This window comes from Streptomyces sp. NPDC088730, assembly GCF_044751215.1.
Classification (GTDB): domain Bacteria; phylum Actinomycetota; class Actinomycetes; order Streptomycetales; family Streptomycetaceae; genus Streptomyces.
The window spans coordinates 453,877-480,003 of the sequence record NZ_JBIVLK010000005.1; the positions used below are offsets into that span (position 1 = coordinate 453,877).

A 26,127-nucleotide genomic window follows, 5' to 3' on the forward strand; every position below is an offset into this window, starting at 1 on the left:
TCATCGGTGGGGAACCCTACCCGCGCCCGGACCGCCCGCGCCTGTGAATATCCTGGGGCCTCAGACCATCGGCTGACGAAGGAGTCCGAAGGTGCCGTCGATGCTTGACGCAGTCGTCGTGGGGGCCGGCCCCAACGGGCTGACCGCCGCGGCCGAACTGGCCCGCCGCGGCTACGCCGTGGAGGTCTTCGAAGCCGGGCGGACCGTCGGCGGCGGAGCCCGTACCGAGGAGCTCACGCTCCCCGGCTTCCGCCACGACCCCTGCTCCGCGGTCCACCCGCTGGGCATCGGCTCGCCCGCCTTCGACGCGATGCCGCTCGCCCGGCACGGACTGGAGTGGCTGCAGCCGCGGCTGGCCCTGGCCCACCCGTTCCCGGACGGCTCCGCCGCGGTGCTGGCCGACTCGGTGGGGGAGAGCGCCATGTCCCTCGGGCCGCGTGACGCGGGTGCGTACCGCAGGCTCGTCGCACCCTTCCTCGGCCACTGGGACAGCCTCGCCCAGGACTTCCTGCGGACCCCGTGGGACGGGCTGCCGCGCGACCCGTACCGCTGGGCACGGTTCGGGCTGAACGCCGTCCAGCCCGCCACCCTGCTGTCGCGCCGCTTCGGCGGCGAGAAGGCGCGCGGCCTCTTCGCCGGTCTCGCCGCCCATGCCATTGCCCCCACCAGCGGGATCGCGACCGGCGGAATCGCGCTGCTCTTCGCGCTGGCGGCGCACGAGAGGGGCTGGCCGGTGCCGCGCGGCGGCTCCCAGGCCATCGCCGACGCCCTCGCCTCCTACCTGCGGGAGCAGAACGGCGTCATCCACACCGGCACGGAGGTCAAGCGGCTGGACGAGCTCCCGCCGGCCCGCGCCTACGTCTTCGACACCTCACCGACCGCGCTGGCCCGGATCGCCGGACTGGGCAACGCCTACAGCGGCTACCGCTACGGCGCCTCCTGCTTCAAGATCGACTACGCCCTGTCGGGCCCCGTCCCCTGGACCGCGCGGGAGGCCCGCCGGGCAGGCACGGTGCACATCGGCCCCACGGCCGGCGAGATCGATTCCGCCCTGCGCGCCGCTGTCACCGGCCGCGACCCGAGCGTGCCGTTCCTGATCACCGCCCAGCCCAGCCTCGTCGACCCGTCCCGCGCCCCCGAGGGCAAGCAGGTGTTCTGGGTGTACGGACACGTACCGGCGGGCTGGCAGGGCGACGCCACCGAGGTCATCGAACGCCAGCTGGAGCGCTTCGCCCCCGGCTTCCGTGATCTGGTGCTCGCCCGTTGCGTGGCGGGGCCGCCCGGGATCGCCGCGCGCAACGCGAACTACGTGGACGGGGACATCGCCTGCGGCGCGTTCTCGGGACTCCAGACGGTGATCCGCCCCAAGCTCGCCCGGGTGCCGTACGCGACGGCGCATCCGGCGGTCTTCATCTGCTCCTCCGCGGCCCCGCCCGGACCCGGTGTGCACGGCATGTCCGGGCACCACGCGGCGAAGGCGGTATGGCGGCGGCTGCGGTCCCGCCCCTGACGCACCGTCCGCCGCGTCTCACCGCACCGGGCCTGCGGCTGTGCGGCGAGCGTTACCGCCCGTGATCCGCCCGGGTCACACCGGTGTAATGGGCCATTCGTACCGTCGGGACCACGATCCGAACCACGGGAAGGTCCCCCGGTGCCCCCAGAGAGCTCGTCGGCCGGCGTCACTCAGGTACGGACGGTCTGCTCGTACTGCGGGGTGGGCTGCGGCATGGTGCTCGACGTCGGCGCGGGCCCCGACGGCCGCCGCAAGGTCCTCAAGGCGTCCGGCGACAAGGCCCACCCCGCCAACCACGGCCGGCTCTGCACCAAGGGCGCGACCACCGCCGACATGCTCGCCGCCCCCGGACGGCTGACCACCGCGCTGATCCGGCCCGAGCGCGGCGCCGAGCCCGTACCGGCCGGTGTGGACGAGACGATCACCGACACGGCCCGGCGGCTGCGGGCGGTCATCGACGAACACGGGCCCGACGCCGTCGCCTTCTACGTGTCCGGGCAGCTGAGCCTGGAGGCCCAGTACCTCGCCAGCAAACTGGCCAGGGGCTTCGTCCGCACCAACCGCATCGAGTCCAACTCGCGGCTGTGCATGGCGAGTGCGAGCAGTGGCTACAAGCTCTCCCTGGGCGCCGACGGCCCGCCCGGTTCGTACCAGGACTTCGACCACGCGGACGTCTTCCTCGTCATCGGCTCCAACATGGCCGACTGCCACCCGGTCCTCTTCCTGCGCATGATGGAACGGGTGAAGGCGGGCGCCCGACTGATCGTCGTCGACCCCCGCCGCACCGCCACCGCGGAGAAGGCCGGCCTCTTCCTCCGGATCAGACCCGGCACCGACCTCGCCCTCCTGAACGGACTGCTGTACCTCCTCCACGAGAACGGGCACACGGACCCGGAGTTCATCGCGCGGCGCACCGAGGGCTGGGAGGCCATGCCGGAGTTCCTGACGGACTACCGGCCCGCCGCCGTCGCGGAGACCACCGGCATCCCGGAGGCGGACATCCGGCAGGCGGCGCAGTGGATCGGTGGCGCGGGGGAGTGGATGAGCTGCTGGACGATGGGGCTGAACCAGTCGACGCACGGCACCTGGAACACCAACGCGCTGATCAACCTCCATCTGGCCACCGGGGCGATCTGCCGCCCCGGCAGCGGACCGTTCTCGCTCACCGGTCAGCCCAACGCCATGGGCGGCCGCGAGATGGGCTATCTGGGGCCCGGTCTGCCGGGGCAGCGGTCGGTGCTGGTGGACGAGGACCGCGCCTTCGCCGACGGACTCTGGGGCCTGGAACCCGGCACCGTCCGCAAGGACGGATCGGGCGAGGGCACCGTCGACATGTTCCGGCGGATGGCGGCGGGCGAGATCAAGGCCTGCTGGATCATCTGCACCAACCCCGTCGCCTCCGTCGCCAACCGGCGGACCGTCATCGAGGCCCTGGAGACCGCGGAACTCGTCATCAGCCAGGACGCGTTCGCCGACACCGAGACCAACGCCCACGCCGATGTCGTGCTGCCCGCCGCGCTGTGGAGCGAGAGCGAGGGCGTACTGGTCAACAGCGAGCGCAACCTCACCCTCGCCCGCCGGGCCGTGGACCCGCCCGGCGAGGCGCTGCCCGACTGGCGGATCATCGCGCGGATCGCCTGCGAGATGGGATACGCCGACGCCTTCGGCTACGCGAGTGCCGAGGAGGTCTTCGAGGAGATCAAGCGGGCCGCGAACCCGCGCACCGGCTACGACCTGCGCGGGGTGAGCTACGAGCGGCTGCGCACCACGCCCGTGCAGTGGCCCGCCCCCTCGGCCGACGGCCCCGACCGCAACCCGGTCCGCTACCTCGGACCGGACGGCGGCCCGGTGTTCCCGACTCCGAGCGGCCGCGCCGTCTTCTTCGCGCGCCCACACGTGCCTGCCGCGGAGATGCCGGACGACGACTACCCGTTCGTCCTCAACACCGGTCGCCTTCAGCACCAGTGGCACACCCTCACCAAGACCGGGAAGGTCGCCAAGCTCAACCGGCTCGACCCGGCCCCGTTCGTCGAACTCCACCCCGAGGACGCGCGACGCCTCGGGATCGCCGGGGGCGATTCCGTCGAGGTCGCGTCCCGGCGTGGCCGCGCCGTGCTTCCGGCGGTCGTCACGGACCGGGTGCGGCCGGGCTGCTGCTTCGCGCCCTTCCACTGGAACGACCTGTTCGGGGAGTACCGCTGCGTCAACGCGGTGACCAACGACGCGGTCGACCCGGTCTCCTTCCAGCCGGAGTTCAAGATGTGCGCGGTGACGCTCGCGAAGGTCGCCCCCGTGCCGGGTGTCTCCCCGGCACCGGGCGCCGCCACCACGGCCCCCGAGGCTCCCGGCTCCCGCGGCAGTGAACCGGCGCCGCCGCCGGCTGCCGCCGCGCGGCCCGGGGCCGGTGCCGGGGCCGTGTTCGGGCTGGAGGACACACCGCCGCCGGTCCTCGCGGAGCACGAACGCCAGTACCTGGTCGGCTTCCTCGCCGGTCTGCCGTCGGGCACGCCCGGCGTTCCGGTGCTGCCGGCCGGCGCGCCGTTCACCGGGGAGCACACGCGATGGGTGAACGGTGTGCTCGCCGGGACGTACTCCCGCGCTCCGCGGGACACGGACGAACCCGCCGCCGCGGACCCCGCCGGCAGCCGCGAGGTGGTCGTGCTGTGGGCCTCGCAGACCGGCAACGCGGAGGAGTTCGCCACGGCCGCCGCCGGCCGGCTGACCGCCACCGGACACCGGGCCCGGCTCGTCGGCATGGCCGACGCGGACCCGCGGGCCCTGCCGCCCGCCGCCGACCTCCTGCTGATCACCAGCACCTTCGGTGACGGCGACGCCCCCGACAACGGGTCCGGGTTCTGGGAGGCCCTGACCGCCGCCGACACCCCGCCGCTGGACGGCACGCGGTACGCGGTGCTGGCCCTTGGGGACTCCTCGTACGACGACTTCTGCGGCCACGGCCGACGGCTGGACCAGCGCCTCGACGAGCTGGGCGCCGTCCGGCTGGCCCCGCGCACCGACTGCGAGCCCGACTACGAGCCCTCCGCCCTGAGCTGGCTCGACCAGGTGCTCACCGGTCTCACCGCACAGCCGGCACCCGCCTCCGCGCCGTCCGCCCCGGCAGCCGCCAACGCCACCGCGCCGTCCGCCGGGCTCGCACCCAACGCCACCACGCCGTCCGCCCCGGCAGCCGCCAACGCCACCGCGCCGTCCGCCCGGCCCGCGCCCGGCGGCACCGCGCTGTCCGCCCGGCCCGCGCCCCGCGCCAAGCCGCGGCCCGTCACGGCCCGACTGGTCGGGAACCGGCTCCTCAGCCTCCCCGGCGCGGGCAAGGAGGTCCGCAGGTTCACCCTCGACACCCGCGACGCGGAGAGCCCCCTCACCTACGAAGCCGGTGACGCCCTCGCCGTGCACCCCGTCAACAGCACCGGCCTGGTGGCCGAATGGCTCGCGGTCACCGGCCTCGACGCCGACGCCCCCGTCGAGGTCGCGGGGCTCGGCGGGATCCGGCTGGCCGAAGCCCTGCACCGCCGATTGGACATCACCGCCCTCACGCCCGCCCTGCTCGGGTTCATCACCGAACGCACCGGCGACCGGGTCCTGAAGAAGATGCTGCGCCCCGACAACAAGGGCGAACTCGCCCGCTGGTCCTGGGGCCGCCAGGCGGTGGACGTGCTGGCCGAGTACCCGGTCCGCGCCGCACCGCAGGAATGGGCCGGCGTCCTCGGACGGCTCCAGCCCCGCCTGTACTCGATCTCGTCCAGCCCGCTCACAGACCCATGCCAGGTGTCCCTGACCGTCTCCGTCGTCCGGTACGAGAACGCGCGGGGCCGCCCCCGCAACGGGGTGTGCTCACCCTTCCTCGCGGACGCCGCCCCCGGCGCCCCGGTGCCGGTCTCCGTGCGGCGCGCCCCGTACTTCCGGCCCCCGGCGGGCCCCGGCACCCCGCTGGTGATGGTCGGCCCGGGGACCGGCGTCGCCCCGTTCATCGGCTTCCTGGAGGAGCGCCGGGCCCGCCGCCACCCCGGACCCAACTGGCTCTTCTTCGGAGAACAGCACCGGGCCACCGACTTCACCTACGAGCGGGAGCTGACCGACTACCTCGCGGACGGCACCCTCACCCGACTGGACACGGCCTTCTCCCGCGATCAGCGCGCCAAGGTCTACGTCCAGGACCGGATGCGTGAACACGGTGCCCGGCTCTGGTCCTGGCTCCAGGACGGCGCCCACTTCCACGTCTGCGGCGACGCCGCGCGCATGGCCAAGGACGTCGACCGGGCCCTGCGCGACATCGCCGTCGCGCACGGCGGCCTCGACCAGGACGCGGCAGCCCACTACGTCAAGCAGCTCGCCGCCGGCAAGCGGTACGTCCGGGACGTCTACTGAGCGGTCCCGGCGGCCCCGCCCTCAGGCTGCCCGCGCCGGTCCGGCGCCCTCGACGTCGAAGGTCAGCTCGTCCTCGTAACACCACCACCAGGTCTCGCCCGGCTCGTAGGAGCGGATGAGCGGATGCCCGGTGGCGGAGTGGTGCGCGGTGGCGTGCTTGTTGCGGGAGGAGTCGCAGCAGCCGACATGGCCGCAGGTCGGGCACACGCGCAGATGCACCCAGGTGTCACCCATCGCGACACACTCCGTGCAGGAGTCGGCACTGTCCGGGGCGACCCGCCGTACCTGGTCCAGGTGGGAGCAGAGCGGCGGCACCGCCTGTGCGTCCGTCATCGTCGGCCTCCTTCTCGTCGCTCCCCGCAGCGGCCCCGTTCCATTCTCGTGCGAAGTGCGGAACGGGGCGAGGGGAGAGCACGGAGCGGGGCGTCCGGGGGCGGATCGCGGCGGTGCAGGCAGCCCGAGGCTGATGTCGGATTCTCGCCAGCCCTGCCCGGCCGGGTGCCCCATGCTTGAACCATGCACACCGACACCGAGCGCTGCGTGCGGGCCGTCCGCTCCAAGGACTCCCGCTTCGACGGCTGGTTCTTCACGGCGGTCCTGACCACCAGGATCTACTGCCGGCCGAGCTGCCCCGTCGTGCCGCCCAAGGTCGAGAACATGACCTTCTACCCCAGCTCCGCCGCCTGCCAGCAGGCCGGATTCCGGGCCTGCAAGCGCTGCCGGCCCGACACCAGCCCGGGGTCGCCCGAGTGGAACGCCCGCGCCGACTCCGTCGCCCGTGCGATGCGGCTCATCCGGGACGGGGTCGTCGACCGCGAAGGGGTGACCGGTCTGGCCAGCCGGCTCGGCTACTCGGCCCGGCAGATCGAGCGGCAGCTGCTCGCGGAACTGGGAGCGGGGCCGCTGGCCCTGGCCAGGGCGCAGCGGGCCCAGACCGCGCGGGTGCTCATCGAGACCACCGGGCTGCCCATGGCCGAGGTGGCGTTCGCGGCCGGGTTCTCCTCGATCCGCACCTTCAACGACACCGTCCGCGAAGTCTTCGCCCTCGCCCCGGGGGAGCTGCGCGGCCGGGCCGCCCGGTCGGCGGCACCCCCGGCCACACCCGGCGTGATAGCCCTGCGGCTGCCCTACCGCGCCCCGCTCAACCCCAGCAACCTCTTCGGACACCTGGCCGCGACGGCCGTCCCCGGCGTGGAGGAGTGGCGCGACGGCGCCTACCGCCGCACCCTCGACCTGCCGTACGGACACGGCATCGTGGCCCTCACCCCGCACCCCGACCACATCGCCTGCCGGCTCTCGCTCACCGACCCGCGCGATCTCACCCGGGCCATCAGCCGCTGCCGCTGGCTGCTGGACCTCGACGCCGACCCGGTCGCCGTCGACGAACAGCTGCGCGCCGACCCGCTGCTCGCCCCGCTGGTCGACGAGGCACCGGGGCGGCGGGTGCCGAGGACCGTGGACGGCGCGGAATTCGCCGTACGGGCCGTTCTCGGCCAGCAGGTGTCGACCGCCGCGGCCCGTACCCACGCGGCCCGGCTGGTCACCGCGCACGGCACGCCCGTCGACGACCAGGAGGGCGGTCTCACCCACCTGTTCCCGGCCCCCGGGGCGCTGGCCGGGCTCGACCCCGGGCAACTGGCCCTGCCGCGCAGCCGCCGTCGGACGCTCACCACACTCGTCGCGGCCCTGGCCGACGGTTCGCTGCGGCTCGGCACCGACACCGACTGGGAGAGGGCGCGGGCCGAACTGGGCGCGCTGCCCGGTTTCGGGCCGTGGACGGTCGAGGTCATCGCCATGCGGGCGCTCGGCGACCCGGACGCCTTCCTGCCGACGGACCTCGGCATCCGGCGGTCCGCGCGGCAGCTCGGCCTCCCCTCGACACCGGCCGCGCTCACCGCCCGCGCGGCGGGCTGGCGCCCCTGGCGGGCGTACGCGGTCCAGTACCTGTGGACCGTTGACGACCACCCCATCAACCACCTTCCGGCACAGGGAAGTCCATCGTGACCTCAGCACGCACCACCACTGTCGCGGCGGCCCGGCGGCACACCGTGACCGACAGCCCCTACGGCCCGCTGACCCTCGTCGCCACCGACGGGGTCCTCGCCGGCCTCTACATGGCCGGTCAGCGCCACCGTCCGCCCGAGGAGACCTTCGGCACGCCCGATCCCGGCCTCTTCGACGAGACGGTCCAGCAGCTGGACGCCTACTTCGCCGGTGAGCTGCGGGAGTTCGACCTCCCGCTGGACCTCGGCGGCACCCCGTTCCAGCGCGCCGTCTGGGCCGAGCTCCAGCGGATTCCCTACGGCGAGACACGTTCGTACGGCGAACTGGCGGAGATCCTCGGCAAGCCCGGGGCCTCGCGGGCGGTGGGGCTGGCCAACGGCAAGAACCCGGTCGGCATCATCGTGCCCTGCCACCGGGTGATCGGAGCGTCGGGGAGCCTCACCGGCTACGGCGGCGGACTCGACCGCAAACAGCGGCTGCTGGCCTTCGAGAACGGCACGCGGGTCACCACCCCGGCGCTCTTCTAGGGCCTGTCCGACCCTGATCCGCCGGACAGACCCTAGGACGGGCCTCAGGTACGGGTGAGGGCCCCACGCACGCGTGGGGCCCTCACCCGTACCTGCCTCGGCCGGGTCAGCCGGTGAAGATCTCGATGACCGTCCAGATCGCCAGCCCCAGCATGCACAGGCCGCCGATCCGCTGGACCGTCTTGAGGGGGACGCGCTTGGCGATGAACCGCCCGGCCAGCAGCGCCAGCGCCGATACGGACATCAGGGCCGCCGCGGACCCGATCGCCGTGGACCAGGCGCCGTTGCTCGCGGCGAGGTTGGCCGTCGTGATCTGGGTCAGGTCGCCCCACTCGCTGATGAACACCGCCATGAACGCGGTCGAGTACACCGGCCAGAAACCGGTCACGGTCTTCGGGGCGTCCTCGTCGTCGTCTTCGCCCCCACCGGCCCGCAGCAGCATGAACGCCCCGAAGGCGAAGAGCAACGCCGAGACGAGCTTGACGATCCAGTCGGGCAGCAGCCCGAGCAGGCCACCCGCACCGACCGCGATGGCGACATGGACGATGAACGCGGACGACGTACCGAACCAGACGTAGAGCGGGCGCATGCGGGTGCCCATGGCCAGCGAGGCGAACATCGTCTTGTCGGGGAGCTCCGCGAGGAAGATCAGCCCGAAAGCGGTGAGGATCGCCAGGGGGTCGAGATGCATTCCGGGTGGCTTTCTGTAAGAGCCGGGCCCGGATCTTCCGCGAAGTGCCACTGGGGCGTTTCGGAGGACCACTCGGCCCGGCATGACGGCACCACCCGCGGGACGCGGGTGTGTCATACCTGACCGAAGGTCTCGCCCGTCCGTGACCCTCCACGGACCCGGCCACCGGGAACCCGGAGGTTCCAGTGTGTCGACGACCGGTTTGCGGGGCTACTCCCCTTCGCAGCCATCAACACTACCCCAACCGGCGGCGGGGAGATCACCCGTTCGAGCCGACGGGCAGCCCGTCCTCCAGCTCCGCCGCACCCGCGCCCGAGTCCAGCACCTCCAGTGCCGCGCGCACCCGCAGCCCGAGCCCGGCGGGCAGATGGCTGTCCAGGTCCGCCCGGTCGACCAGCTTCCACGACAGCAGCTCGTCCTCCTGGACGCGCACCGCCTTCAGCTGCCGCTCGTCGAGCACGCCGCCGTCGTACACATAGGCGACGATCGGCGGCCGCGCGGTACCGCGCGCCCAGTCGACCGCGAGCAGCCGTCCCGGCTCCAGATCGAGGCCGATCTCCTCGGCCGACTCGCGCCGGGCCGCCTGCCGGGGGGTCTCGCCGTCGGCCGACTCGATCGTGCCGCCCGGCAGGGCCCAGCCGTCCCGGTAGTTCGGCTCGACGAGCAGCAGCCGGCCCTCCGCGTCCCGGAAGACGCAGGCGGCGCCCGCGAGCACCTTGGGGAGTCCGTCGATATACGTGGCGTAGTCATCGGTGGTCACACGAGCAGCCTAAGGGCTGTCCCGTAATCCCTGGTGGATCAGCGTCCGTCGTCGCACGCCCACCAGGGATTACGGGACAGCCCTTAGGGTCTTTCTGGCGCAGGTCCAGGGCACGGACACCCATGGGCAGGAGCGGATGATCCGGATAGGGTCGGGGCGGCGCGACTGCCTGTTCGAAAGCAAAGGGATTCAAGGTGACGGACGGAGCAGTGATGGAGACCGCACGCGTGCTCGTCGCGGCGGACAAGTTCAAGGGCTCGCTCACGGCCGTACAGGTCGCGGAGCGGGTGACGGCGGGGCTGCGGCGCATCGCGCCTGAGGTGCCCGTCGACACCCTGCCCGTGGCCGACGGCGGCGACGGCACGGTGGCCGCCGCGGTGGCCGCCGGATTCGAGCGCCGCGAGGCGCGCGTGACCGGGCCGCTCGGCGACCCCGTGACGGCGGCGTACGCCCTGCGCGACACCACGGCTGTGGTGGAGATGGCCGAGGCCTCGGGCCTCCAGCACCTTCCCGAGGGGGTGTTCGCCCCGCTCACCGCGACCACGTACGGCTCCGGCGAGCTGCTGCTCGCCGCGCTCGAAGCGGGCGCGCGGACCATCGTGTTCGGGGTCGGCGGCAGTGCGACCACGGACGGCGGCGCGGGGATGCTGGCCGCGCTCGGCGCCCGGTTCCTGGACGCGGACGGCAAGCCCGTGGGTCCGGGCGGCGGCGGGCTCGCCGACCTCGCCTCGGCCGATCTCTCCGGGCTCGACCCGCGGCTCACCGGGGTCGACCTGATCCTCGCGAGCGACGTCGACAACCCGCTGACCGGGCCGAAGGGCGCCCCCGAGGTGTACGGGCGCCAGAAGGGCGCGACCGAGGAGGACATCGCGGTCCTCGACGCGGCGCTCGCGCACTACGCGTCGGTGCTGGGACCGGACCACGCCCGGCTGCCCGGCGCGGGTGCGGCCGGCGGTATCGGGTACGGGGCGCTGGTCGCCCTCGGCGCGCGGTTCCGGCCCGGGATCGAGGTGATGCTCGACGTTCTCGGCTTCGCCCCCGCGCTGGCCCGCGCCACGCTGGTCATCACCGGTGAGGGCTCGCTCGACGAGCAGACCCTGCACGGCAAGGCCCCGGCGGGGGTCGCCGCGGCCGCCCGCGCGGCGGGTATCGAGGTCGTCGCGGTCTGCGGCCGCCTCGCGCTGCCCCCGGAGGCGCTCGGACGGGCCGGGATCCGGCGCGCGTACGCGCTGACCGAGCTCGAACCGGATCCGGCGGTCTGCATGGCGGAGGCGGGGCCGCTGCTGGAGCGGGCGGCGGAGAACATCGCCCGGGACTTCCTGCGCTGACCCGCCCGCAGGACCCTCGCGACGGCGGGGCCGGCCGCCGGACGGGCGTCTCACGCGCCCGTCCGGCGGCCGGCCTGTTGCGGGTCAGCTGGTGGTGTAGGCCTCCAGTTCGGAGAGCTGCGCCGCCGGCCATCCGGTGTTGCCGGTGAACGTCAGCCGCAGGTACCGGGCCGACGTGCCGGGCAGGGTGACGGTCGCCTTGTTGCCGCTCGACGGGTCGAAGGTGTAACCCGCGGAGCCCTTCAGCGAGGTGAACGTGTTGTTGTCGGTACTGCCGGACACGCTCAGGGTCTGCGTACGGGTGGCCCAGGCCGCTGCCGGCGGCAGCTTCAGGACCAGCCGCTTGACCGCCTTGGCCGCGCCCAGATCGACCGTGATGGTCTGCGGGAAGGCGTTGTTGGTGCTCTCCCAGTAGGTGTTCGCGTCACCGTCCACGGCCCTGGACGCGCCGTACACATCCGCGTGGCCGGACTCGGTCACGCTGCGGCCCCGGGCGAGGTTGCCGGTGTCGGTGGGCGGGTCGGTCGGGTCGGTGGGGTCGGTCGGACCGGTCGGATCCGTGGGGTCGGTCGGGCCGCTGCCGCCCTGCGGCACACCGCCGTTGGTCCACACCGGGGCGGGCCAGTTGCCGGTGCAGGCGGGCGGGTCGGAGTACCAGCCGGAGTTGCCGGCGCCCCGGGTGATCTGGAAGCCGCTGCCGACGCAGTTGTGGATCGGGTTGGACTGCGCGATATGGGTCGCCACCACGTTGGTGAAGGTGGCCGTGCCCGGCGACTGGATCTGGAGCGCGTAGGTACCGGCGCCGTCGATCTTGATGTTGTTGAAGTGCAGCCCGTTGGTCGCGCCCTCGATGAGGTGGATCGCGGCGTAGGAGCTGTCGAGTATCTCCGTGTCGGAGATGTTGACGGTGGCGTTGATGGGCTCGTTGAGCCCGCTGAACCAGATCGCGCCGACGCCGAACTGCCAGTTGTAGTCGTTGTTGCCGGTCCGGATCAGGGTGTTGCGGGCCGCCGTGGTGGTGCCTGAGACAGCGGTGCCCTGACCGGAGTTGACCCCTGGATAGCGGTTGGCGATGTGCAGGCCGCCGCCGTTGGTGATGGTGTCCGACATGACGTTGTCGGAGATCGTGATGTCCTTGCCGCCGTACGTCACGATGTTGTTGGCGAGGATCGGCAGGACCACGGTGTTGAACGTGAACTTGTTCTTCACGTTCGGGACGTTCTCCGCCCACATCGCCAGTCCGTCGTCGCCGGAGTTGCGGACGAAGGTGTTGGTGACGGTGGAGTTGGTGACGCCGTAGTGGAAGTTCACGCCGTCGGCGGTCTGGTCCAGGATGCGGCTGTTCTTGATGGTGAGGTTGTCCATCGGGCCGTCCATCCAGGCGCCGCACTTGGTGTGCTGCATCCAGATGTTGTCGACGGTGGAGTTCGACAGCGCTCCGCCGATGGCGTTGACCTGGTCGTCGTCCACCCGCTCCCGGATGTCGCCGATGATGGCGAAGTCCTTGAGCGTGACGTTGCTGCTGCCGCCGTCCCGGGCGTACTTCCCGTAGACGCCGACGGCCTTGCTCCGGTTGGAGGGGTCGCGCCCCGTCAGCACGGAGTACCAGGGGCCGGCGCCGCGCAGCGTCACCTTGTCCACGACGATGTGGTCGCGGACCTGGAAGGTGCCCTGCGGGATGTAGACCTCCTTGCCCTGCGCCTTCCCCGCGTCCACGGCCGCCTGGATCTTGGCGGTCGAGTCCGCCGCCCCGGTCGGGTCGGCGCCGAAGTCGGAGACGACGTCGAGTGCGCCGGAGGGCTTGGCGGTCGGCGCGGCCACCTGCTCGAAGTCCGCCAGGTCGATGGTGAACGACGGCGACGCGGAGGTGGAGGAGACCTGTAGCCGCACCTTCGTACCGGCGGCGAGGGTCGACCCGAACATCGTCCGGGCCTCGTCGTAGAAGTGGTGCGGGTTGGTGTCGCCCGGGTTGTTGTTGAAGGGGTAACCACCGTAGTACCAGCCGTACTTGGAGGTGACGGGCACCGCTTTCTGTGCTGCGCCGTTCACCAGCACGTTGATCGAGGCGTCCCGGCCCGATCCGGCGGCACTGTCCGGCAGTGAGTAGCGGAAGGACATCGCGTTGGCCGGTGCGGTGAGCGTGAACTCCACGTACTCACCGACCGCGTCCAGCGTCACGGCCTGTCGGCCGGAGGCCTCGGAGGGCAGCGTGCCGTACAGCCGGTTCGGGCCGATCAGCGTGCCGTTGGTGGCCGCGTACTCGGCTTCCTGTTCCTTGAACGGAACGGTCGCGCCGCGACCGGGTACCGCGACGGGGGAGGGGGCGGGGACCCCCGCCGCCTGGGCGGCCGGAGCACTGGACAGGACCACGGCGGCGGCGGTGCCGGCCGCGGCGAGTGCCAGCGAGAGAGAGGCGGATATGGAGCGTCTGAGCAACTGGCGTCTGGGAGTCGGGGTCACGTATCAGTCGTCCTTGCGGCTCGTGGGGGCTCTTCGGACGCCCCACAGGCTAGGAGTGATGGCGCAAAGAAGTCCATGGCAGTGCGCAAGATTCTGCTGGAGATGCTTAATTTCATGACTCAAACCTGTGATTTAGGTGGGATGTGCGGTGCTTGGTCGCCTGGGACGAAGAGGCGCGCGAGACGCCGGGCAGGCTCCGGGGTGCTCAAGTGTCGCGCCGGCTGCGGCCGTGATGGTCGTCGTCGCGGCCCTTGCGGCGGTACGCAAAACATTTGCATCACTGCGTAAAAAGTGTGAGGCGGGGACGGCGGCGGAGCGGAAACCTTCCGGCGACGCAATCACCCGAACGAGGGACCGCGATGCTCCCCGGGTGTGACTAGCATCTGAGGCAGGACGCCCATGGGCGTACAGCGGTGCGGGGGAGTCGGTTCATGCAGGTACCGGAGTCCGTGATGTACGGGTTGGTGCTGGGCCTCGTGGTCCTGTCACCCCTCCTCGGCTTCGGCCGGGCCAAGTGGCTGGCGGTGCTGAGCCTGCTGGACATCGGTGAGTACCGGGTCCTGGTGGCGACCGATCCGTTCACCTTGGCGGTAGCGGTCACCGCGCTGCTCGGAGCGCTGCTGCTGCTCGCGGAGATGAGCGCGCCGAGGCGGGTGTCGGGGATCCTGTGGCTGGTGGGAGGGCTGCTGACCGCACTGGCCACCTCCCGGCAGTCGGATACCGCCGCGCTGATCGTGCACGCGAGACCCTGGGTGGCGATCTCGACGCTGGTGGTGGCAGTCGTGCTGGGGCTCCGCGCGCGGCGGGCCAGACTGATCGCGCACGATCCGTCCGAGGGCCTGCGGGGCATGTGATGGGGCAGTCCCCGTCCACCCCGCTCCAGATCGCCGTGCTGGTGCTGTTCGTCCTGCCGGGCGTCACCTACCAGTTCCTGCGGGAGCGGTGGCGGGGCCCGGTCCCCGGCGAACGCGACCTGGGGGAGCGGGTACTGCGCGCCGTGGCGGCGTCCGTCGTGCTCGACACCCTGTATCTCGTCGCGGCGGGGCCGGGGCTGGTGCGCTTCGCCCGGCACACCGCGGCGGGCGGCCGGGAGGGCGTCGCAGAGCAGCCCCGGTCTGCCGGGCTGCTGGCCCTGGCGCTCTTCGTCGTCGTGCCCGCGGTGGCGGCGGGCGGTGTCACCTGGTGGCAGCGGCGGCGGCGCCCCGCGCGCTACCGCTCGACGCCCACCGCCTGGGACCACCTGTTCCGCCGCTCCGGCCCCTGCTTCGTCCGCATGCGGCTGCGGGACGGCGCCTGGGTGGGCGGCTGGTACGGCGGCCGGTCGTACGCCACCTCGTATCCGCAGCCCCCCGAGATCTACCTGGAGACGGCGTGGCTGATGAAGCCGGACGGCAGCTTCGTCCGGCCCGTCCGGGACAGCGCCGGGATCCACGTCAGAGCGGCGGACACCGATGTGCTGGAACTCCTGAACCCGCCGTCCGCCGCACCCTCAGACCCCCCTGCGGCGACCCTCCCGGCCGCCCGCGTCACCGAGGAGCCAGGATGACCGCACCCCGGGCGGAAGAGCCCGAACCCACCGCGTTCGAGAAGAAGTTGCGGCTGAAGGGCGGCGGGGACTTCCGGGGGCACACACCGGTCCTCTCCGTCCCCGAACCGACCCGGGGCCCCTCGGACCGGGCGGGGGTCTCCTTCCCCGCGCGGGACGCCGGCACGGCCGTGCCGGCGCCGGAGAGTCCCGAGCCCCCGGAACCGTCCGATCCGTCCGGGCCGGCCGGGTCCTGAGCCGCCGGTGACCGCTCCTCAGCATCCGACGTGCAGATAACTCGCCCAGAACTGCGGCAGGTTGGGGCACAGTTCACGGACCGCGAGGGTGGCGTGCCGCACCGCGGCCGCCGCGTCGACCGGCGCGCCGGTCCGCACCGCCTCCGCCAGCTCCGTGTAGACGTTCTCGGCGAACACCGAGCTGACCTCGTCCTCCACCCGCCACAGCGTCGCGATGACCTGGCGGTAGCCCGCCAGTTGGAAGGCCGAGGCGAGGTGGATGGCCTCATCGGCGTGGCGGGGCGCGGTGCGGGCGGTGTCGCACGAGGACAGATAGGCGAGCTCGGGGCTGCCCAGCTCCAGCCGGGACACGTCCTCCACGGTCAGCAACCGCCGCTGGTGGTCGTGCAGGAGCAGCCCGCTGCGTGAGGGGACGTCGGGGTCGGTTGCCGTGTGGCAGGCGAAGTGCGCCCAGGCATGGTGCGGGAGCGCGTCCAGGACCCGCTCCCTGGTCGCGTCCGCGCCGGTGAGACGGACGGTCCCCGGGAACAGCTCCCGTACCATCCGTGCCTCCGCCTCCGCCCCGCTGAGCGGCCCCGCGCCCGGCGTGCTGGACATGGTGACCGCGAGGGGCACCCGCCGCCGGGGCGGAACGGCTCCGGCGGTCCGGGCGGTCCGGGCGGTCCGGGCGGTGGCCAGGGAACGCATCGTGGGCGTGTACGACGAGATCACCCGGTCGAGCAGCGAGCGGGTACCGCCGCGGTGCCCCGCCGCGTGGACGGGCAGCAGCGCGAGCGACCCGGTGGGCACCCACCACACACGCGGCAGCCCCGGCCCACGATGTGCCGCGTGCAGATCCTTCAGGGCGTTCAGCACCGGCTCGGCCAGGGCGTCCCACAGCCAGCCGAGCACCTCGTGCACCGCGGCCGCCCGCTCCGCCTCACCGCCGGGCCCGGTGGCGAGGGCGGCGTCCAGCGTGCGCCGCCGGTGCTCGGCCTCGTCCGGGGTGACCCGCAGCGGGACGGAACGGATCCCGTCGGGGGCGATGATGACCGCGTCGGAGCGGAACCGGCTCACGTTGAGATAGACGACGGCGCCCTCGGCCGCCCCGGCGAGCAGACGCCGCGGGGACGGCGGCCCCGCGAAGTCCGCGAGCCCGTCGAGCGCGCGGATCTCGCCCAGCAGCACGTCCCAGCGCTCGCCCTCCGCACGCCGCCGGGAGCGCGAGTGGGCGGCATCGCCCGCGGACGGTTCGGCGCGCCCCTCGGCCAGAGCCGCCCGCAGATCCTCGAACTCCTGGGCCAGCGAAGGCTTCCGGGCCCGCAGTTCACCGATGTCGGAGCGCAGATCCAGCTCCCGCGACAGCAGCACCCCGCGCCCCAGCTCCAGCATCGCCACCGCCCGCTCCGGCGCGCCCTCGAAGAGGGCACACGCTGCGGCGTCCGCCGCGATACCGCTGTACCGGCCGAGCCGGTCCTCCTGGTCCGCCCGGCGCAGCTCGCGTCCGGCCAGCCGGGGGAGCAGTGCGATGACGGTCTCGAACGCCGTCATCGCGTCCCGGTAGCGGGCGCCCGAGGCCGCGATATCGCTCCAGAGCAGTCCGGCCCGCATCCGCGTCGGAACGTCGGCCCTCGGGTGGGTCGCCGCGGCCCGTGCCGCGTCGAGGGCCAGGTCCAGCCTCCCGGTGCGGTCGTCACCGGCCGCGGGGCCCGCACCGCCGCCGGTCCCGTCCGGTGCGCGGGCCGTGTCGTACTGGCCCCGGTCGCGCAGGGCCAGCGCCGCGACGACCTGGTACACCGCCCTTTCCGGGGCATCCGTCGGCGCCGTGCTCAGGGCGCGCTCGCTCAGGCTGACCGCCTCGTCCAGATCGTCCGTGGCCGGCCCGGGCTCCGCGCCCGCGCGCAGTCCGTGCCGGGTACGCAGCGCCAGGCCGAGGTTGCTCAGACACGTCCCGTACAGGGCCGCGCCGGGCGCGATGGTCTCCAGCGCCTCCCGCCCCGTCCGCACGGCCCGGTCGATGTCCACGAGGCTCCCGGTGCGCTTCCCGCGCTGCACCAGCAGGTAGCAGAGGGTGGCCCGGTCCGCCGCGCGCCGGTAGCCGCGCCTGTCGGCCCAGTCCACCGCGGCCGACACCTGGGCGACGGCCTGTTCCAGGACGTCCATGTCGTCGGTGCGCAGGAACTCGCTGTGCAGGGCGGCGCCGAACTGGCCGCAGGTACCGGGGAAGTGCGGACTGCGGGACGGGACGAGCCGTACGGCCTCGCGCCCGGTGGCGACGGCCCGCGCCAGATCGTCCGCCGCGCCGAGGTGGTCGTAGCGCAGCCGTAACGCGGTGCTGAGCTGGCAGAGCATCCGGCCGCGGGCCTGGCCGGAACCCCGGGCCCGGCTCGCCCGCTCACCGGCTTCGATGGACTCGTCGAGGTCCTGGAGCCGCCCGAGCCGCTCGTACCGCATCCGCGCCGTCCGGATGAGGCCGGTGACGTGGACGAGGTGGTTGGCGTGACCCACGCTCTGGCGGGCGGCGGTACGGAAGTCGTCCACGGCCGAGTCCAGGACTCCCAGATCGTCGGTCGCGGCGTAACTCCGCAGCCGGTCCTCGCCGGCGGCGGCGCGTTCGTTCGCCGCCAACGGATTGTTGTCCGGGTTGGCGCGCTGCTCCGCGCTGGTCAGCTGGAGGCGTGCGAAGCCCGCGAAACCGGCCACCACCGCGGATACGTAGGTCGAGGGCCCGTACCAGGCGGGGGTGGAGCCGGGGAAGAACCAGATCCCTTTCTCCACCATCTGCGAGACGACGAAACCGAGGATGCCCCAGGGGGTGCGGCCGCTCGCTCTGCCGATGAGCCGGTCACCGGCGCAGAAGAAGAACAGCATCGTCAATGTGCCGAGTACACCGATCGCCAGTGGCCAGTCCGACATCCGCTGAACTCCCCCATTCCCGCCCTCGCCGGGTCACGACGGCGGTGCTTCCGCGAGGGCACCGTACCGCCCGGTCCAGCGGGAAAGCGGAGAAATCTCCGTATGGGGACTTTCGCAATGAGGGGCGATATTCGGCCGCGTGTTCGCAATCGGAAGCGAGCGTTTCGCATAGGAGATTGAACATGAAAGTTCAATCGGGCCATTCTCTTCATTCACTTCATTCGTTCCAATCGGAACCTTTCGGCCCGGCCGGGTATCTGACCAGCAGTACGGCCCATGCCCTGATCAGAGGAGCTGTTCCGAATGAATCGTCGTGTTCGTGTAGCGCTGGTGACCCTCCTGCTGGCAGTGACGGCTTCGGTGATGTCGTCACCATCCGCCTCCGCCGTGATCGGCGGATCGAGGAGCGCCTACGGTCCGTGGGCGGTGCGCATGTTCGTCGACGGCGCCCCGGCGTGCACCGGTACGGCGATCGCCCGCCGGTGGATCATCACCGCCTCGCACTGCTTCTTCGAGCAGGGGCAGCCCGTCGCGGACAAGCGGATCTCGTTCCGGGCCGGCAGCCTCGACGTGCGCAAGGGCATCACGCTGCACCCGGTGCCGCGCGGCCGGGTGGGAAGCGCGCGGGCCGACATGATGCTCGTCAAGGTGTCGCCGATGAACATCCGCACCGCCCGGCTCGCCACCGCCGGTGTGCACCCGGGCCGGCTCGTGCGGCAGTACGGCTGGGGCGCCACCTGCACCGGGGACGAGAACAGCTGCCAGTCCCCGGTGCTCAAGCAGTCGGTCCTGCGGGTCCTGCGCCCGGCCGACCCGCGCTGCGAGGGCTACACCGTGCCGGGCGGGTCGGACTTCTGCATGGCGAGGGTGTCCGGGATTCCCGCGGGCGGTGACTCCGGCGGCCCGGTGATGAGCATCGGTCCGCGCGGCACCGAGACCCTCCTCGGCGTCTTCGACGGCTCCGACCGGGAGCGGACTGCGGGGGCGGGCGAGATCTCCAGGGAGCTCGGCTGGATCCGCTCGGTCATCGGGGGATAGCCCGGTCATGCGCGAGGGCCCGGATGCTGGGGAGCATCCGGGCCCTCGCGCATGACGTTTGGTGAGCCGCTACGGCAGCTGCGCCGCCCGTGCCTCGCGCCGGTTGTCGCGGAACGTGTTCACCCGGCGGGCGGTCGCGAAGAGCGGGATGACCGCACCCAGGACCACCTGGAGCGCACAGCCGGTCTGGAGCAGCAGCTGACCGCCGGGGGCGTCGAAGGCCCAAGCGGCCAGGAGGCCCATCGCGGCCACGATCCAGCCGAGCATCGCCACCGCGAGGACACCTCGCGGCTTGGGGTACTCGACCCGGCTGACCATCAGCCACGCTACTCCGACGATCGCGAGCAGCGTCGGCACGAAGGGCAGCTCCAGGAGCACGACCGAGATGACCGTGAGCGCTCCGAAGGGGCTCGGCATGCCCTGGAACATGCCGTCCTTCAAGGTCACGCAGGAGAATCTGGCAAGCCTGAGGACCACCGCCAGCAGTACGACGATCGCCGCCAGTGCCGAGACCCGCTGGTGTGCGTCGTCCGCGACCATGCCGTACACGAGGACGAAGTACGCCGGGGCGAGCCCGAAGCTGACGAGGTCCGAGAGGTTGTCCAGCTCGGCACCCATCGGCGAGGAGCGCAGCTTGCGGGCCACGAGTCCGTCGAACAGGTCGAAGATCGCGGCCATGAGCATCAGGATCACGGCGGTGGCCGCGGAGTGCCGCGCCATGCCGCTCTCATCGCTGCCCGTGAGGTGCGGGATGAGGATGCCCGTGGTGGTGAAGTACACCGCCATGAAACCGCACGTGGCGTTACCGAGGGTGAGGGTGTCCGCTATCGACAGCCGCATTGAGAGCGGCATGTCCTCGCTGTCGTCCTCGGCTTCCGCCTCGGGAACCCAGCCCGCCTGTGTCTCAGGATCAATCACGGTCAATTCGAGTCACCCCCGCGGTGGTGGCCTGGCCGACCTCGACCGCGACATCGATACCTTCCGGAAGGTAGATGTCGACCCGGGAGCCGAACCGGATCAGGCCAATCCGCTCGCCCTGATCCACCTTCGTGCCCTGCGGGACGTACGGAACGATGCGGCGGGCGACGGCACCCGCGATCTGCACCATCTCGATGTCGCCGAGCTCGGTGTCGAAGTGCCAGACAACGCGCTCGTTGTTCTCGCTCTCCTTGTTGAACGCCGGAACGTAGCCGCCGGGGATGTGCTCGACCGATGTCACCGTGCCGGCCAGTGGCGCGCGGTTGACGTGGACGTTGAGCGGGCTCATGAAGATCGCGACGCGGGTGCGTCCGTCCTTCCACGGCATGATGCTCTGCACCACGCCGTCGGCCGGTGAGATGACGCGCCCCTGGGTGATCTCGCGCTCGGGGTCGCGGAAGAACCACAGCATGCCCGCCGCGAGCGCGGTGGTGGGCACGGCCACGGCCGCCCAGCGCCCGGACCTGCGGGCCCGGGACAGGCTGAGTGCGGCGGTGGCGACGGTCGGGAGGAGCCACGGCGAAGCTCCGCGTGCAAGGCGGACCCCGCCGCGTGGTGCAGAGGTATGGCTGTCGGGCATGGATGACCTTCGTAGCGGATGATGCCGCGCTGGCAACGGGGGACGGCGGCTTTTCCGGCGATGTTATCGGTTGCGGACCGCAACTGGGCAAGCCAGCAGCCGAGTCGGACGTCTGGAAGGCACCGCATGAGGATGACAGGGTGTGATCTTCTTCGCGGTTAAATCACCGCGAATGGGGCAATCAACCCTGGAACCGGTACTCCTCAAGGAGTCGGCGCCCGATGATCATTTTCTGGATCTCGGCGGTACCTTCACCGATCAGCAGCATCGGGGCCTCCCGGTAGAGGCGCTCGATCTCGTACTCCTTGGAGAAGCCGTAACCGCCATGGATCCGGAAGGCGTCCTCGACGACTTCCTTGCAGTACTCGGAGGCGAGGTACTTCGCCATCCCTGCCTCCAGGTCGTTTCGCTCCCCGGAGTCCTTTTTGCGCGCTGCATTTACCATCATCGCATGCGCGGCCTCGACCTTGGTGGCCATTTCGGCCAGCTTGAACTGGATCGCCTGGTGCTGGGCGATCGGTTTTCCGAAGGTGTGGCGCTGCTGGGCGTAGGAAACACCCAGCTCGAATGCACGCTGTGCGACGCCACAGCCACGTGCGGCGACATTTACCCGGCCCACCTCCACTCCGTCCATCATTTGGTAAAACCCTCGGCCGGTGGCGCCGCCGAGTACACGATTGGCTGGAATGTGTAGCCCGTCCATGATGAGTTCGGTCGTGTCGACGCCCTTGTAGCCCATTTTGTCGATCTTCCCGGGGATGGTGAGGCCGGGCCGGACCTCGCCGAATCCGGGCTCCTTCTCCACCAGGAACGTGGTCATCGACTTGTGCGGCGGGGTGCCCTCGGGGTGGCCTTCGTCACTCCGGCACAGCACGGCGACGAGCGTGGACGTGCCGCCGTTCGTCAGCCACATCTTCTGGCCGTTCAGGACGTACTCGTCGCCCTCCCGCACGCCCTTGGAGGTGATCGCCGCGACGTCGGAGCCCAGGGCCGGCTCGGACATCGAGAACGCGCCGCGCACCTCACCGAGCGCCATCCGGGGCAGGAAGGTGTCCTTCTGCTCCTGGGTGCCGTGCTGCTTGAGCATGTACGCGACGATGAAGTGCGTGTTGATGATCCCGGACACGCTCATCCAGCCGCGGGCGATCTCCTCCACGCACAGCGCGTACGTGAGGAGGGACTCACCCAGCCCGCCGTATTCCTCGGGGATCATCAGCCCGAAAAGTCCGAGTTCCTTGAGGCCTTCGACGATCTCGGCCGGGTACTCGTCGCGGTGCTCCAGCTGGGTGGCGACCGGAATGATCTCTTTGTCGACGAAATCACGGACCGTGGAGAGAATTTCCTGCTGGACATCGCTGAGGCCGGCAGTCCGGGCGAGTCGGGCCATGGCTACTTCTCCACGTTCTTCTGCGAAGGCTGCTTCGGCTCCGGGCGGCCCGGCTGTTCGCCGCCCCGCTCCTTGATGTACGTCTCCGTCGGGACCATCACCTTGCGACGGAAGACACAGACCAGCGTGCCGTCCTGCTTGTGGCCCCTGGTCTCCACGTAAACGATTCCCCGGTCGGCCTTGGACTTCGACGGAGTCTTGTCCAGAACCGTCGTCTCGCCGTAGATCGTGTCGCCGTGGAAGGTCGGCGCCACATGCTTCAGCGATTCGACCTCCAGATTGGCGATCGCCTTTCCGGAGACGTCCGGCACCGACATGCCGAGCAGCAACGAGTAGATGTAGTTGCCGACGACAACGTTCTTGCCGAAATCCGTTGTGCTCTCCGCGTAGTTGCTGTCCATGTGCAGCGGGTGGTGATTCATGGTCAGCAGGCAGAAGAGGTGGTCGTCGTATTCGGTGACGGTCTTTCCGGGCCAGTGCTTGTAGACCGCACCGACCTCGAATTCCTCATAGGTGCGCCCGAACTGCATATCAGGCCTCCGGAGCTTCGAACTTGGAGGTGCGCTCCATACCGGCCGCGCGGCCCTTGCCGGCGATGACCAGGGCCATCTTGCGGCTGGCCTCGTCGATCATCTCGTCGCCGAGCATCGCCGAACCCTTCTTGCCGCCCTCCTCGGAGGTGCACCAGTCGTAGGCGTCGAGGATCAGTTCCGCGTGGTCGTAGTCCTCCTGCGAGGGCGAGAACACCTCGTTCGCCGCGTCGACCTGACCGGGGTGCAGCACCCACTTGCCGTCGAAGCCGAGCGCCGCCGCGCGGCCCGCGACCTCGCGGTACGCGTCCACGTCACGGATCTGGAGGAACGGGCCGTCGATCGCCTGGAGATCGTGCGTGCGGGCCGCCATCAGAATGCGCATCAGGATGTAGTGGTACGCGTCCGCGCCGTACCCGGGCGGCTGCTGGCCGACCACCAGGGTCTTCATGTTGATCGACGCCATGAAGTCGGCCGGGCCGAAGATCAGGGTCTCCAGGCGGGGCGAGGCGGCAGCGATGTCGTCGATGTTGACGAGGCCCTTGGCGTTCTCGATCTGCGCCTCGATGCCGATCCTCCCGACCTCGAAGCCCATCGTCTTCTCGATCTGGGTGAGCAGCAGGTCCAGGGCGACGACCTGCTGGGCGTCCTGCACCTTCGGCAGCATGATGCAGTCGAGATGGGGGCCCGCGCCCTCGACGACCGTGATGATGTCACGGTACGTCCAGTGCGTCGTCCAGTCGTTGACCCGCACGACCCGGGTCTTGCCCGACCAGTCGCCGTTGTTCAGCGCGTCGACGATGTGGTGCCGGGCGCCTTCCTTGGCGAGCGGCGCGCAGGCGTCCTCCAGGTCCAGGAAGACCTGGTCGGCCGGGAGGCCCTGGGCCTTCTCCAGGAACCGCGGGTTCGAGCCCGGGACGGCCAGACAGGAGCGGCGGGGGCGCAGCCGGTTCACGGGCGTGGGCGTGGTCATGCGGGGACCTCCAGAGGGTCGAGCTTGTTCGCTTTCCGGATCTCGTCGACGATACGGCCGATGATCTCCGTGATGCCGAAGTCCTTCGGGGTGAATACGGCGGCGACGCCGGCCTCGATCAGGGCCGCGGCGTCGGCGGGCGGGATGATCCCGCCGGCGATGACCGGGATGTCGCCGGCGCCGGTGCGGCGGAGCCGGGCCAGTACGTCCGGCACCAGCTCGGCGTGCGAGCCGGACAGGATCGACAGCCCGACGCAGTGCACGTCCTCGGCGACGGCGGCGGAGACGATCTGTTCCGGCGTCAGGCGGATGCCCTGGTAGACGACCTCGAAGCCGGCGTCGCGCGCGCGCACGGCGATCTGCTCGGCGCCGTTGGAGTGCCCGTCCAGGCCGGGCTTGCCGACCAGCAGCCGCAGCCGGCCCGCGCCCAGGTCCTCTGCGGTCCGGGCGGCCTTCTCCCGCACCAGGGCCAGCGGGGTGCCCTCCTGCGCGGTCACCGCGACCGGGGCGGACGACACTCCGGTCGGGGCGCGGAACTCACCGAAGACATCGCGCAGCGCCCAGGACCACTCGCCCGTGGTGACGCCCGCGCGGGCGCACTCGACGGTGGCCTCCATCATGTTCCCGGTGCCCGCGGCGGCCTTCTTCAGGACGGCCAGTGCCTCGGTGGCACGGGCCTCGTCGCGGTTGTCGCGCCACTCGTGGAGCGCGGCGACGACCTTGGCCTCGTTGGCCGGGTCGACCGTCATGATCGCGGCGTCGAGGTCGGCGGTGAGCGGATTGGGCTCGGTGCCCTGGTGGATGTTGACGCCGACGATCTTCTCGTCGCCGCCCTCGATCCGGGCCCGCCGGGCGGCGTGCGAGGAGACCAGTTCGGACTTGAGGTAGCCGGACTCGACGGCCGCCATCGCGCCGCCCATCCGCTGGATCCGGTCGATCTCCGCGAGCGATTCGGTGACCAGCTCGTCGACCTTGGCCTCGATGACATGGGACCCGGCGAAGATGTCCTCGTACTCCAGCAGATCGCTCTCGTGGGCCAGTACCTGCTGGATGCGGAGCGACCACTGCTGGTCCCAGGGGCGCGGCAGCCCCAGCGCCTCGTTCCAGGCGGGCAGTTGCACCGCGCGGGCGCGGGCGTCCTTGGAGAGGGTGACGGCCAGCATCTCCAGCACGATGCGCTGGACGTTGTTCTCCGGCTGGGCCTCGGTCAGGCCGAGCGAGTTGACCTGGACGCCGTAGCGGAAGCGGCGTTGCTTGGCATCGGTGATGCCGTAGCGCTCCTGGGTGATCCGGTCCCAGATGCGGCCGAAGGCGCGCATCTTGCACATCTCCTCGATGAACCGGACGCCCGCGTTCACGAAGAAGGAGATCCGGGCGACGACGGCGCCGAACTTCTCCGGCGGCACCTGCCCGGAGTCGCGCACGGCGTCGAGGACCGCGATGGCCGTCGACATGGCGTACGCGATCTCCTGGACCGGGGTGGCCCCGGCCTCCTGGAGGTGGTAGCTGCAGATGTTGATCGGGTTCCACTTGGGGATGCGGTTGACCGTGTACGTGATCATGTCGGTGGTCAGCCGCAGTGAGGGGCCCGGCGGGAAGACGTGCGTCCCGCGCGAGAGGTACTCCTTCACGATGTCGTTCTGGGTGGTGCCCTGGAGCTTGTCCGCGTCGGCGCCCTGCTCCTCCGCGACCACCTGGTAGAGCGCCAGCAGCCACATCGCGGTGGCGTTGATCGTCATCGAGGTGTTCATCTGCTCCAGCGGGATGTCCTGGAACAGCCGGCGCATGTCACCGAGGTGCGAGACGGGCACGCCGACCCGGCCCACCTCGCCGCGGGCGAGGATGTGGTCGGGGTCGTACCCGGTCTGGGTGGGCAGGTCGAAGGCGACCGACAGGCCCGTCTGGCCCTTGGCGAGGTTGCGCCGGTAGAGCTCGTTGGAGGCCTCGGCGGTCGAGTGACCGGCGTACGTCCGCATGAGCCAGGGGCGGTCCTTCTGACGGCCACTCATGTCAGATGTCCCTGAATCGGTTGATGGCGTCGATGTGCTGCTCGCGCATCTCGTGGTCGCGCACGCCGAGCCCCTCGCGCGGGGCCAGTGCCAGGACGCCGACCTTGCCCTGGTGGAGGTTGCGGTGCACGTCGTACGCGGCCTGGCCGGTGTCCTCCAGCGAGTAGACCTTCGAGAGCGTCGGGTGGATCTTTCCCTTGGCGACGAGGCGGTTGGCCTCCCACGCCTCGCGGTAGTTGGCGAAGTGCGAGCCCACGATCTTCTTCAGCGACATCCACAGGTAGCGGTT

The 26,127-nt window shown here is 71.3% G+C and carries 20 protein-coding genes and 1 pseudogene; 9 read left to right on the top strand and 12 right to left on the bottom strand.

What is annotated here, in order from left to right; genetic code table 11:
- Window positions 1–91 precede the first annotated feature (91 nt).
- Together ACIP89_RS19420 and ACIP89_RS19425 are read left to right on the top strand one after the other, a co-directional pair.
- Window positions 92–1,510 (top strand): phytoene desaturase family protein, encoded by a 1,419-nt coding sequence (locus ACIP89_RS19420; protein WP_401929856.1) that lies wholly within the window; start codon window positions 92–94, stop codon window positions 1,508–1,510.
- Window positions 1,511–1,726: 216 nt separating this feature from the next.
- Window positions 1,727–5,896, top strand: coding sequence for a molybdopterin-dependent oxidoreductase (locus tag ACIP89_RS19425; RefSeq protein ID WP_402115880.1), 4,170 nt, complete (start codon window positions 1,727–1,729; stop codon window positions 5,894–5,896).
- Between the two features lie 21 nt (window positions 5,897–5,917).
- Here the strand turns inward: ACIP89_RS19425 and ACIP89_RS19430 are convergent, their stop codons facing one another.
- Window positions 5,918–6,229, bottom strand: a complete 312-nt coding sequence (locus ACIP89_RS19430; protein ID WP_402115854.1) for a UBP-type zinc finger domain-containing protein — start codon at window positions 6,227–6,229, stop codon at window positions 5,918–5,920.
- A gap of 183 nt (window positions 6,230–6,412) precedes the next feature.
- On the opposite strand from ACIP89_RS19430, the gene ACIP89_RS19435 reads away from it, so the two are divergent.
- Entirely contained in the window at window positions 6,413–7,900 is a 1,488-nt protein-coding gene (locus ACIP89_RS19435) for an AlkA N-terminal domain-containing protein (protein ID WP_402115856.1), read from the top strand.
- Window positions 7,897–8,427: a methylated-DNA--[protein]-cysteine S-methyltransferase gene (locus ACIP89_RS19440; RefSeq protein WP_401929850.1), complete on the top strand. Its 531-nt coding sequence runs from the start codon at window positions 7,897–7,899 to the stop codon at window positions 8,425–8,427. The genes ACIP89_RS19435 and ACIP89_RS19440 overlap by 4 nt, the downstream gene beginning before the upstream one ends.
- 106 nt (window positions 8,428–8,533) lie before the next feature.
- Here the strand turns inward: ACIP89_RS19440 and ACIP89_RS19445 are convergent, their stop codons facing one another.
- The gene (locus ACIP89_RS19445) at window positions 8,534–9,118 is read right to left on the bottom strand and encodes a TMEM165/GDT1 family protein (RefSeq protein WP_401929848.1); all 585 of its coding nucleotides are present in this window, start codon (window positions 9,116–9,118) and stop codon (window positions 8,534–8,536) included.
- 259 nt (window positions 9,119–9,377) lie between these two features.
- A complete protein-coding gene (locus ACIP89_RS19450) occupies window positions 9,378–9,878 on the bottom strand; it encodes an NUDIX domain-containing protein (RefSeq protein ID WP_401929846.1) in 501 nt (166 codons plus the stop codon).
- A 212-nt stretch (window positions 9,879–10,090) separates the two neighbouring features.
- Here ACIP89_RS19450 and ACIP89_RS19455 point away from each other — a divergent pair, with 212 nt between their 5' ends.
- Window positions 10,091–11,206: a glycerate kinase gene (locus ACIP89_RS19455; RefSeq protein ID WP_401929844.1), complete on the top strand. Its 1,116-nt coding sequence runs from the start codon at window positions 10,091–10,093 to the stop codon at window positions 11,204–11,206.
- Window positions 11,207–11,290: 84 nt separating this feature from the next.
- On the opposite strand, the gene ACIP89_RS19460 is transcribed toward ACIP89_RS19455, so the two are convergent.
- Entirely contained in the window at window positions 11,291–13,666 is a 2,376-nt protein-coding gene (locus ACIP89_RS19460) for a discoidin domain-containing protein (RefSeq protein ID WP_402115857.1), read from the bottom strand.
- A 431-nt stretch (window positions 13,667–14,097) separates the two neighbouring features.
- On the opposite strand from ACIP89_RS19460, the gene ACIP89_RS19465 reads away from it, so the two are divergent.
- Genes ACIP89_RS19465 through ACIP89_RS19475 form a run of 3 tightly spaced genes read left to right on the top strand, consistent with a single transcriptional unit; the run spans window position 14,098 to window position 15,448 of the window.
- The gene (locus ACIP89_RS19465) at window positions 14,098–14,520 is read left to right on the top strand and encodes a hypothetical protein (RefSeq protein WP_401929840.1); all 423 of its coding nucleotides are present in this window, start codon (window positions 14,098–14,100) and stop codon (window positions 14,518–14,520) included.
- Window positions 14,520–15,212 carry a DUF6338 family protein gene (locus ACIP89_RS19470; protein WP_402115858.1) on the top strand — a complete coding sequence of 231 codons (693 nt, stop codon included), beginning with the start codon at window positions 14,520–14,522 and terminating at the stop codon, window positions 15,210–15,212. The genes ACIP89_RS19465 and ACIP89_RS19470 overlap by 1 nt, the downstream gene beginning before the upstream one ends.
- Complete coding sequence (locus tag ACIP89_RS19475; protein WP_401929837.1) at window positions 15,209–15,448, top strand: hypothetical protein; 240 nt, start codon at window positions 15,209–15,211, stop codon at window positions 15,446–15,448. Before ACIP89_RS19470 ends, ACIP89_RS19475 begins: the two co-directional genes overlap by 4 nt.
- A gap of 18 nt (window positions 15,449–15,466) precedes the next feature.
- On the opposite strand, the gene ACIP89_RS19480 is transcribed toward ACIP89_RS19475, so the two are convergent.
- Entirely contained in the window at window positions 15,467–18,343 is a 2,877-nt protein-coding gene (locus ACIP89_RS19480) for a CHAT domain-containing protein (RefSeq protein ID WP_402115859.1), read from the bottom strand.
- A gap of 303 nt (window positions 18,344–18,646) precedes the next feature.
- On the opposite strand from ACIP89_RS19480, the gene ACIP89_RS19485 reads away from it, so the two are divergent.
- On the top strand, window positions 18,647–19,381 hold the full coding sequence (locus ACIP89_RS19485; RefSeq protein WP_402115861.1) for a S1 family peptidase: 735 nt from the start codon (window positions 18,647–18,649) through the stop codon (window positions 19,379–19,381).
- A gap of 69 nt (window positions 19,382–19,450) precedes the next feature.
- On the opposite strand, the gene pssA is transcribed toward ACIP89_RS19485, so the two are convergent.
- From pssA to ACIP89_RS19520, 7 genes and pseudogenes are all read right to left on the bottom strand, one after another.
- On the bottom strand, window positions 19,451–20,305 hold the full coding sequence (gene pssA, locus ACIP89_RS19490) for a CDP-diacylglycerol--serine O-phosphatidyltransferase (RefSeq protein WP_401929831.1): 855 nt from the start codon (window positions 20,303–20,305) through the stop codon (window positions 19,451–19,453).
- Window positions 20,292–20,939, bottom strand: coding sequence for a phosphatidylserine decarboxylase (locus tag ACIP89_RS19495; protein ID WP_073734208.1), 648 nt, complete (start codon window positions 20,937–20,939; stop codon window positions 20,292–20,294). The genes pssA and ACIP89_RS19495 overlap by 14 nt, the downstream gene beginning before the upstream one ends.
- Window positions 20,940–21,120: 181 nt before the next feature.
- On the bottom strand, window positions 21,121–22,326 hold the full coding sequence (locus ACIP89_RS19500; protein WP_401929829.1) for an acyl-CoA dehydrogenase family protein: 1,206 nt from the start codon (window positions 22,324–22,326) through the stop codon (window positions 21,121–21,123).
- 2 nt (window positions 22,327–22,328) lie between these two features.
- A complete protein-coding gene (locus ACIP89_RS19505; protein WP_401929827.1) occupies window positions 22,329–22,856 on the bottom strand; it encodes a MaoC family dehydratase in 528 nt (175 codons plus the stop codon).
- Window position 22,857: 1 nt separating this feature from the next.
- Window positions 22,858–23,829, bottom strand: a complete 972-nt coding sequence (locus ACIP89_RS19510; RefSeq protein WP_402115862.1) for an HpcH/HpaI aldolase/citrate lyase family protein — start codon at window positions 23,827–23,829, stop codon at window positions 22,858–22,860.
- The gene (locus ACIP89_RS19515) at window positions 23,826–25,838 is read right to left on the bottom strand and encodes a protein meaA (RefSeq protein WP_401929824.1); all 2,013 of its coding nucleotides are present in this window, start codon (window positions 25,836–25,838) and stop codon (window positions 23,826–23,828) included. Before ACIP89_RS19515 ends, ACIP89_RS19510 begins: the two co-directional genes overlap by 4 nt.
- 1 nt (window position 25,839) lies before the next feature.
- Window positions 25,840–26,127: pseudogene (locus tag ACIP89_RS19520) on the bottom strand (crotonyl-CoA carboxylase/reductase); the annotation flags it as partial.

What these genes read in the sequence shown, in the direction of transcription:
- ACIP89_RS19470 (WP_402115858.1), top strand. Translation starts at nt 14,520, where the DNA reads ATGGGGCAGTCCCCGTCCACCCCGCTCCAGATCGCCGTGCTGGTGCTG.
- ACIP89_RS19510 (WP_402115862.1), bottom strand. Translation starts at nt 23,829, where the DNA reads ATGACCACGCCCACGCCCGTGAACCGGCTGCGCCCCCGCCGCTCCTGT.
- ACIP89_RS19465 (WP_401929840.1), top strand. Translation starts at nt 14,098, where the DNA reads ATGCAGGTACCGGAGTCCGTGATGTACGGGTTGGTGCTGGGCCTCGTG.
- ACIP89_RS19435 (WP_402115856.1), top strand. Translation starts at nt 6,413, where the DNA reads ATGCACACCGACACCGAGCGCTGCGTGCGGGCCGTCCGCTCCAAGGAC.
- ACIP89_RS19495 (WP_073734208.1), bottom strand. Translation starts at nt 20,939, where the DNA reads ATGCCCGACAGCCATACCTCTGCACCACGCGGCGGGGTCCGCCTTGCA.
- ACIP89_RS19425 (WP_402115880.1), top strand. Translation starts at nt 1,727, where the DNA reads ATGGTGCTCGACGTCGGCGCGGGCCCCGACGGCCGCCGCAAGGTCCTC.
- ACIP89_RS19430 (WP_402115854.1), bottom strand. Translation starts at nt 6,229, where the DNA reads ATGACGGACGCACAGGCGGTGCCGCCGCTCTGCTCCCACCTGGACCAG.
- ACIP89_RS19505 (WP_401929827.1), bottom strand. Translation starts at nt 22,856, where the DNA reads ATGCAGTTCGGGCGCACCTATGAGGAATTCGAGGTCGGTGCGGTCTAC.
- ACIP89_RS19515 (WP_401929824.1), bottom strand. Translation starts at nt 25,838, where the DNA reads ATGAGTGGCCGTCAGAAGGACCGCCCCTGGCTCATGCGGACGTACGCC.
- ACIP89_RS19485 (WP_402115861.1), top strand. Translation starts at nt 18,647, where the DNA reads ATGAATCGTCGTGTTCGTGTAGCGCTGGTGACCCTCCTGCTGGCAGTG.
- ACIP89_RS19475 (WP_401929837.1), top strand. Translation starts at nt 15,209, where the DNA reads ATGACCGCACCCCGGGCGGAAGAGCCCGAACCCACCGCGTTCGAGAAG.
- ACIP89_RS19455 (WP_401929844.1), top strand. Translation starts at nt 10,091, where the DNA reads ATGGAGACCGCACGCGTGCTCGTCGCGGCGGACAAGTTCAAGGGCTCG.
- ACIP89_RS19500 (WP_401929829.1), bottom strand. Translation starts at nt 22,326, where the DNA reads ATGGCCCGACTCGCCCGGACTGCCGGCCTCAGCGATGTCCAGCAGGAA.
- ACIP89_RS19445 (WP_401929848.1), bottom strand. Translation starts at nt 9,118, where the DNA reads ATGCATCTCGACCCCCTGGCGATCCTCACCGCTTTCGGGCTGATCTTC.
- ACIP89_RS19480 (WP_402115859.1), bottom strand. Translation starts at nt 18,343, where the DNA reads ATGTCGGACTGGCCACTGGCGATCGGTGTACTCGGCACATTGACGATG.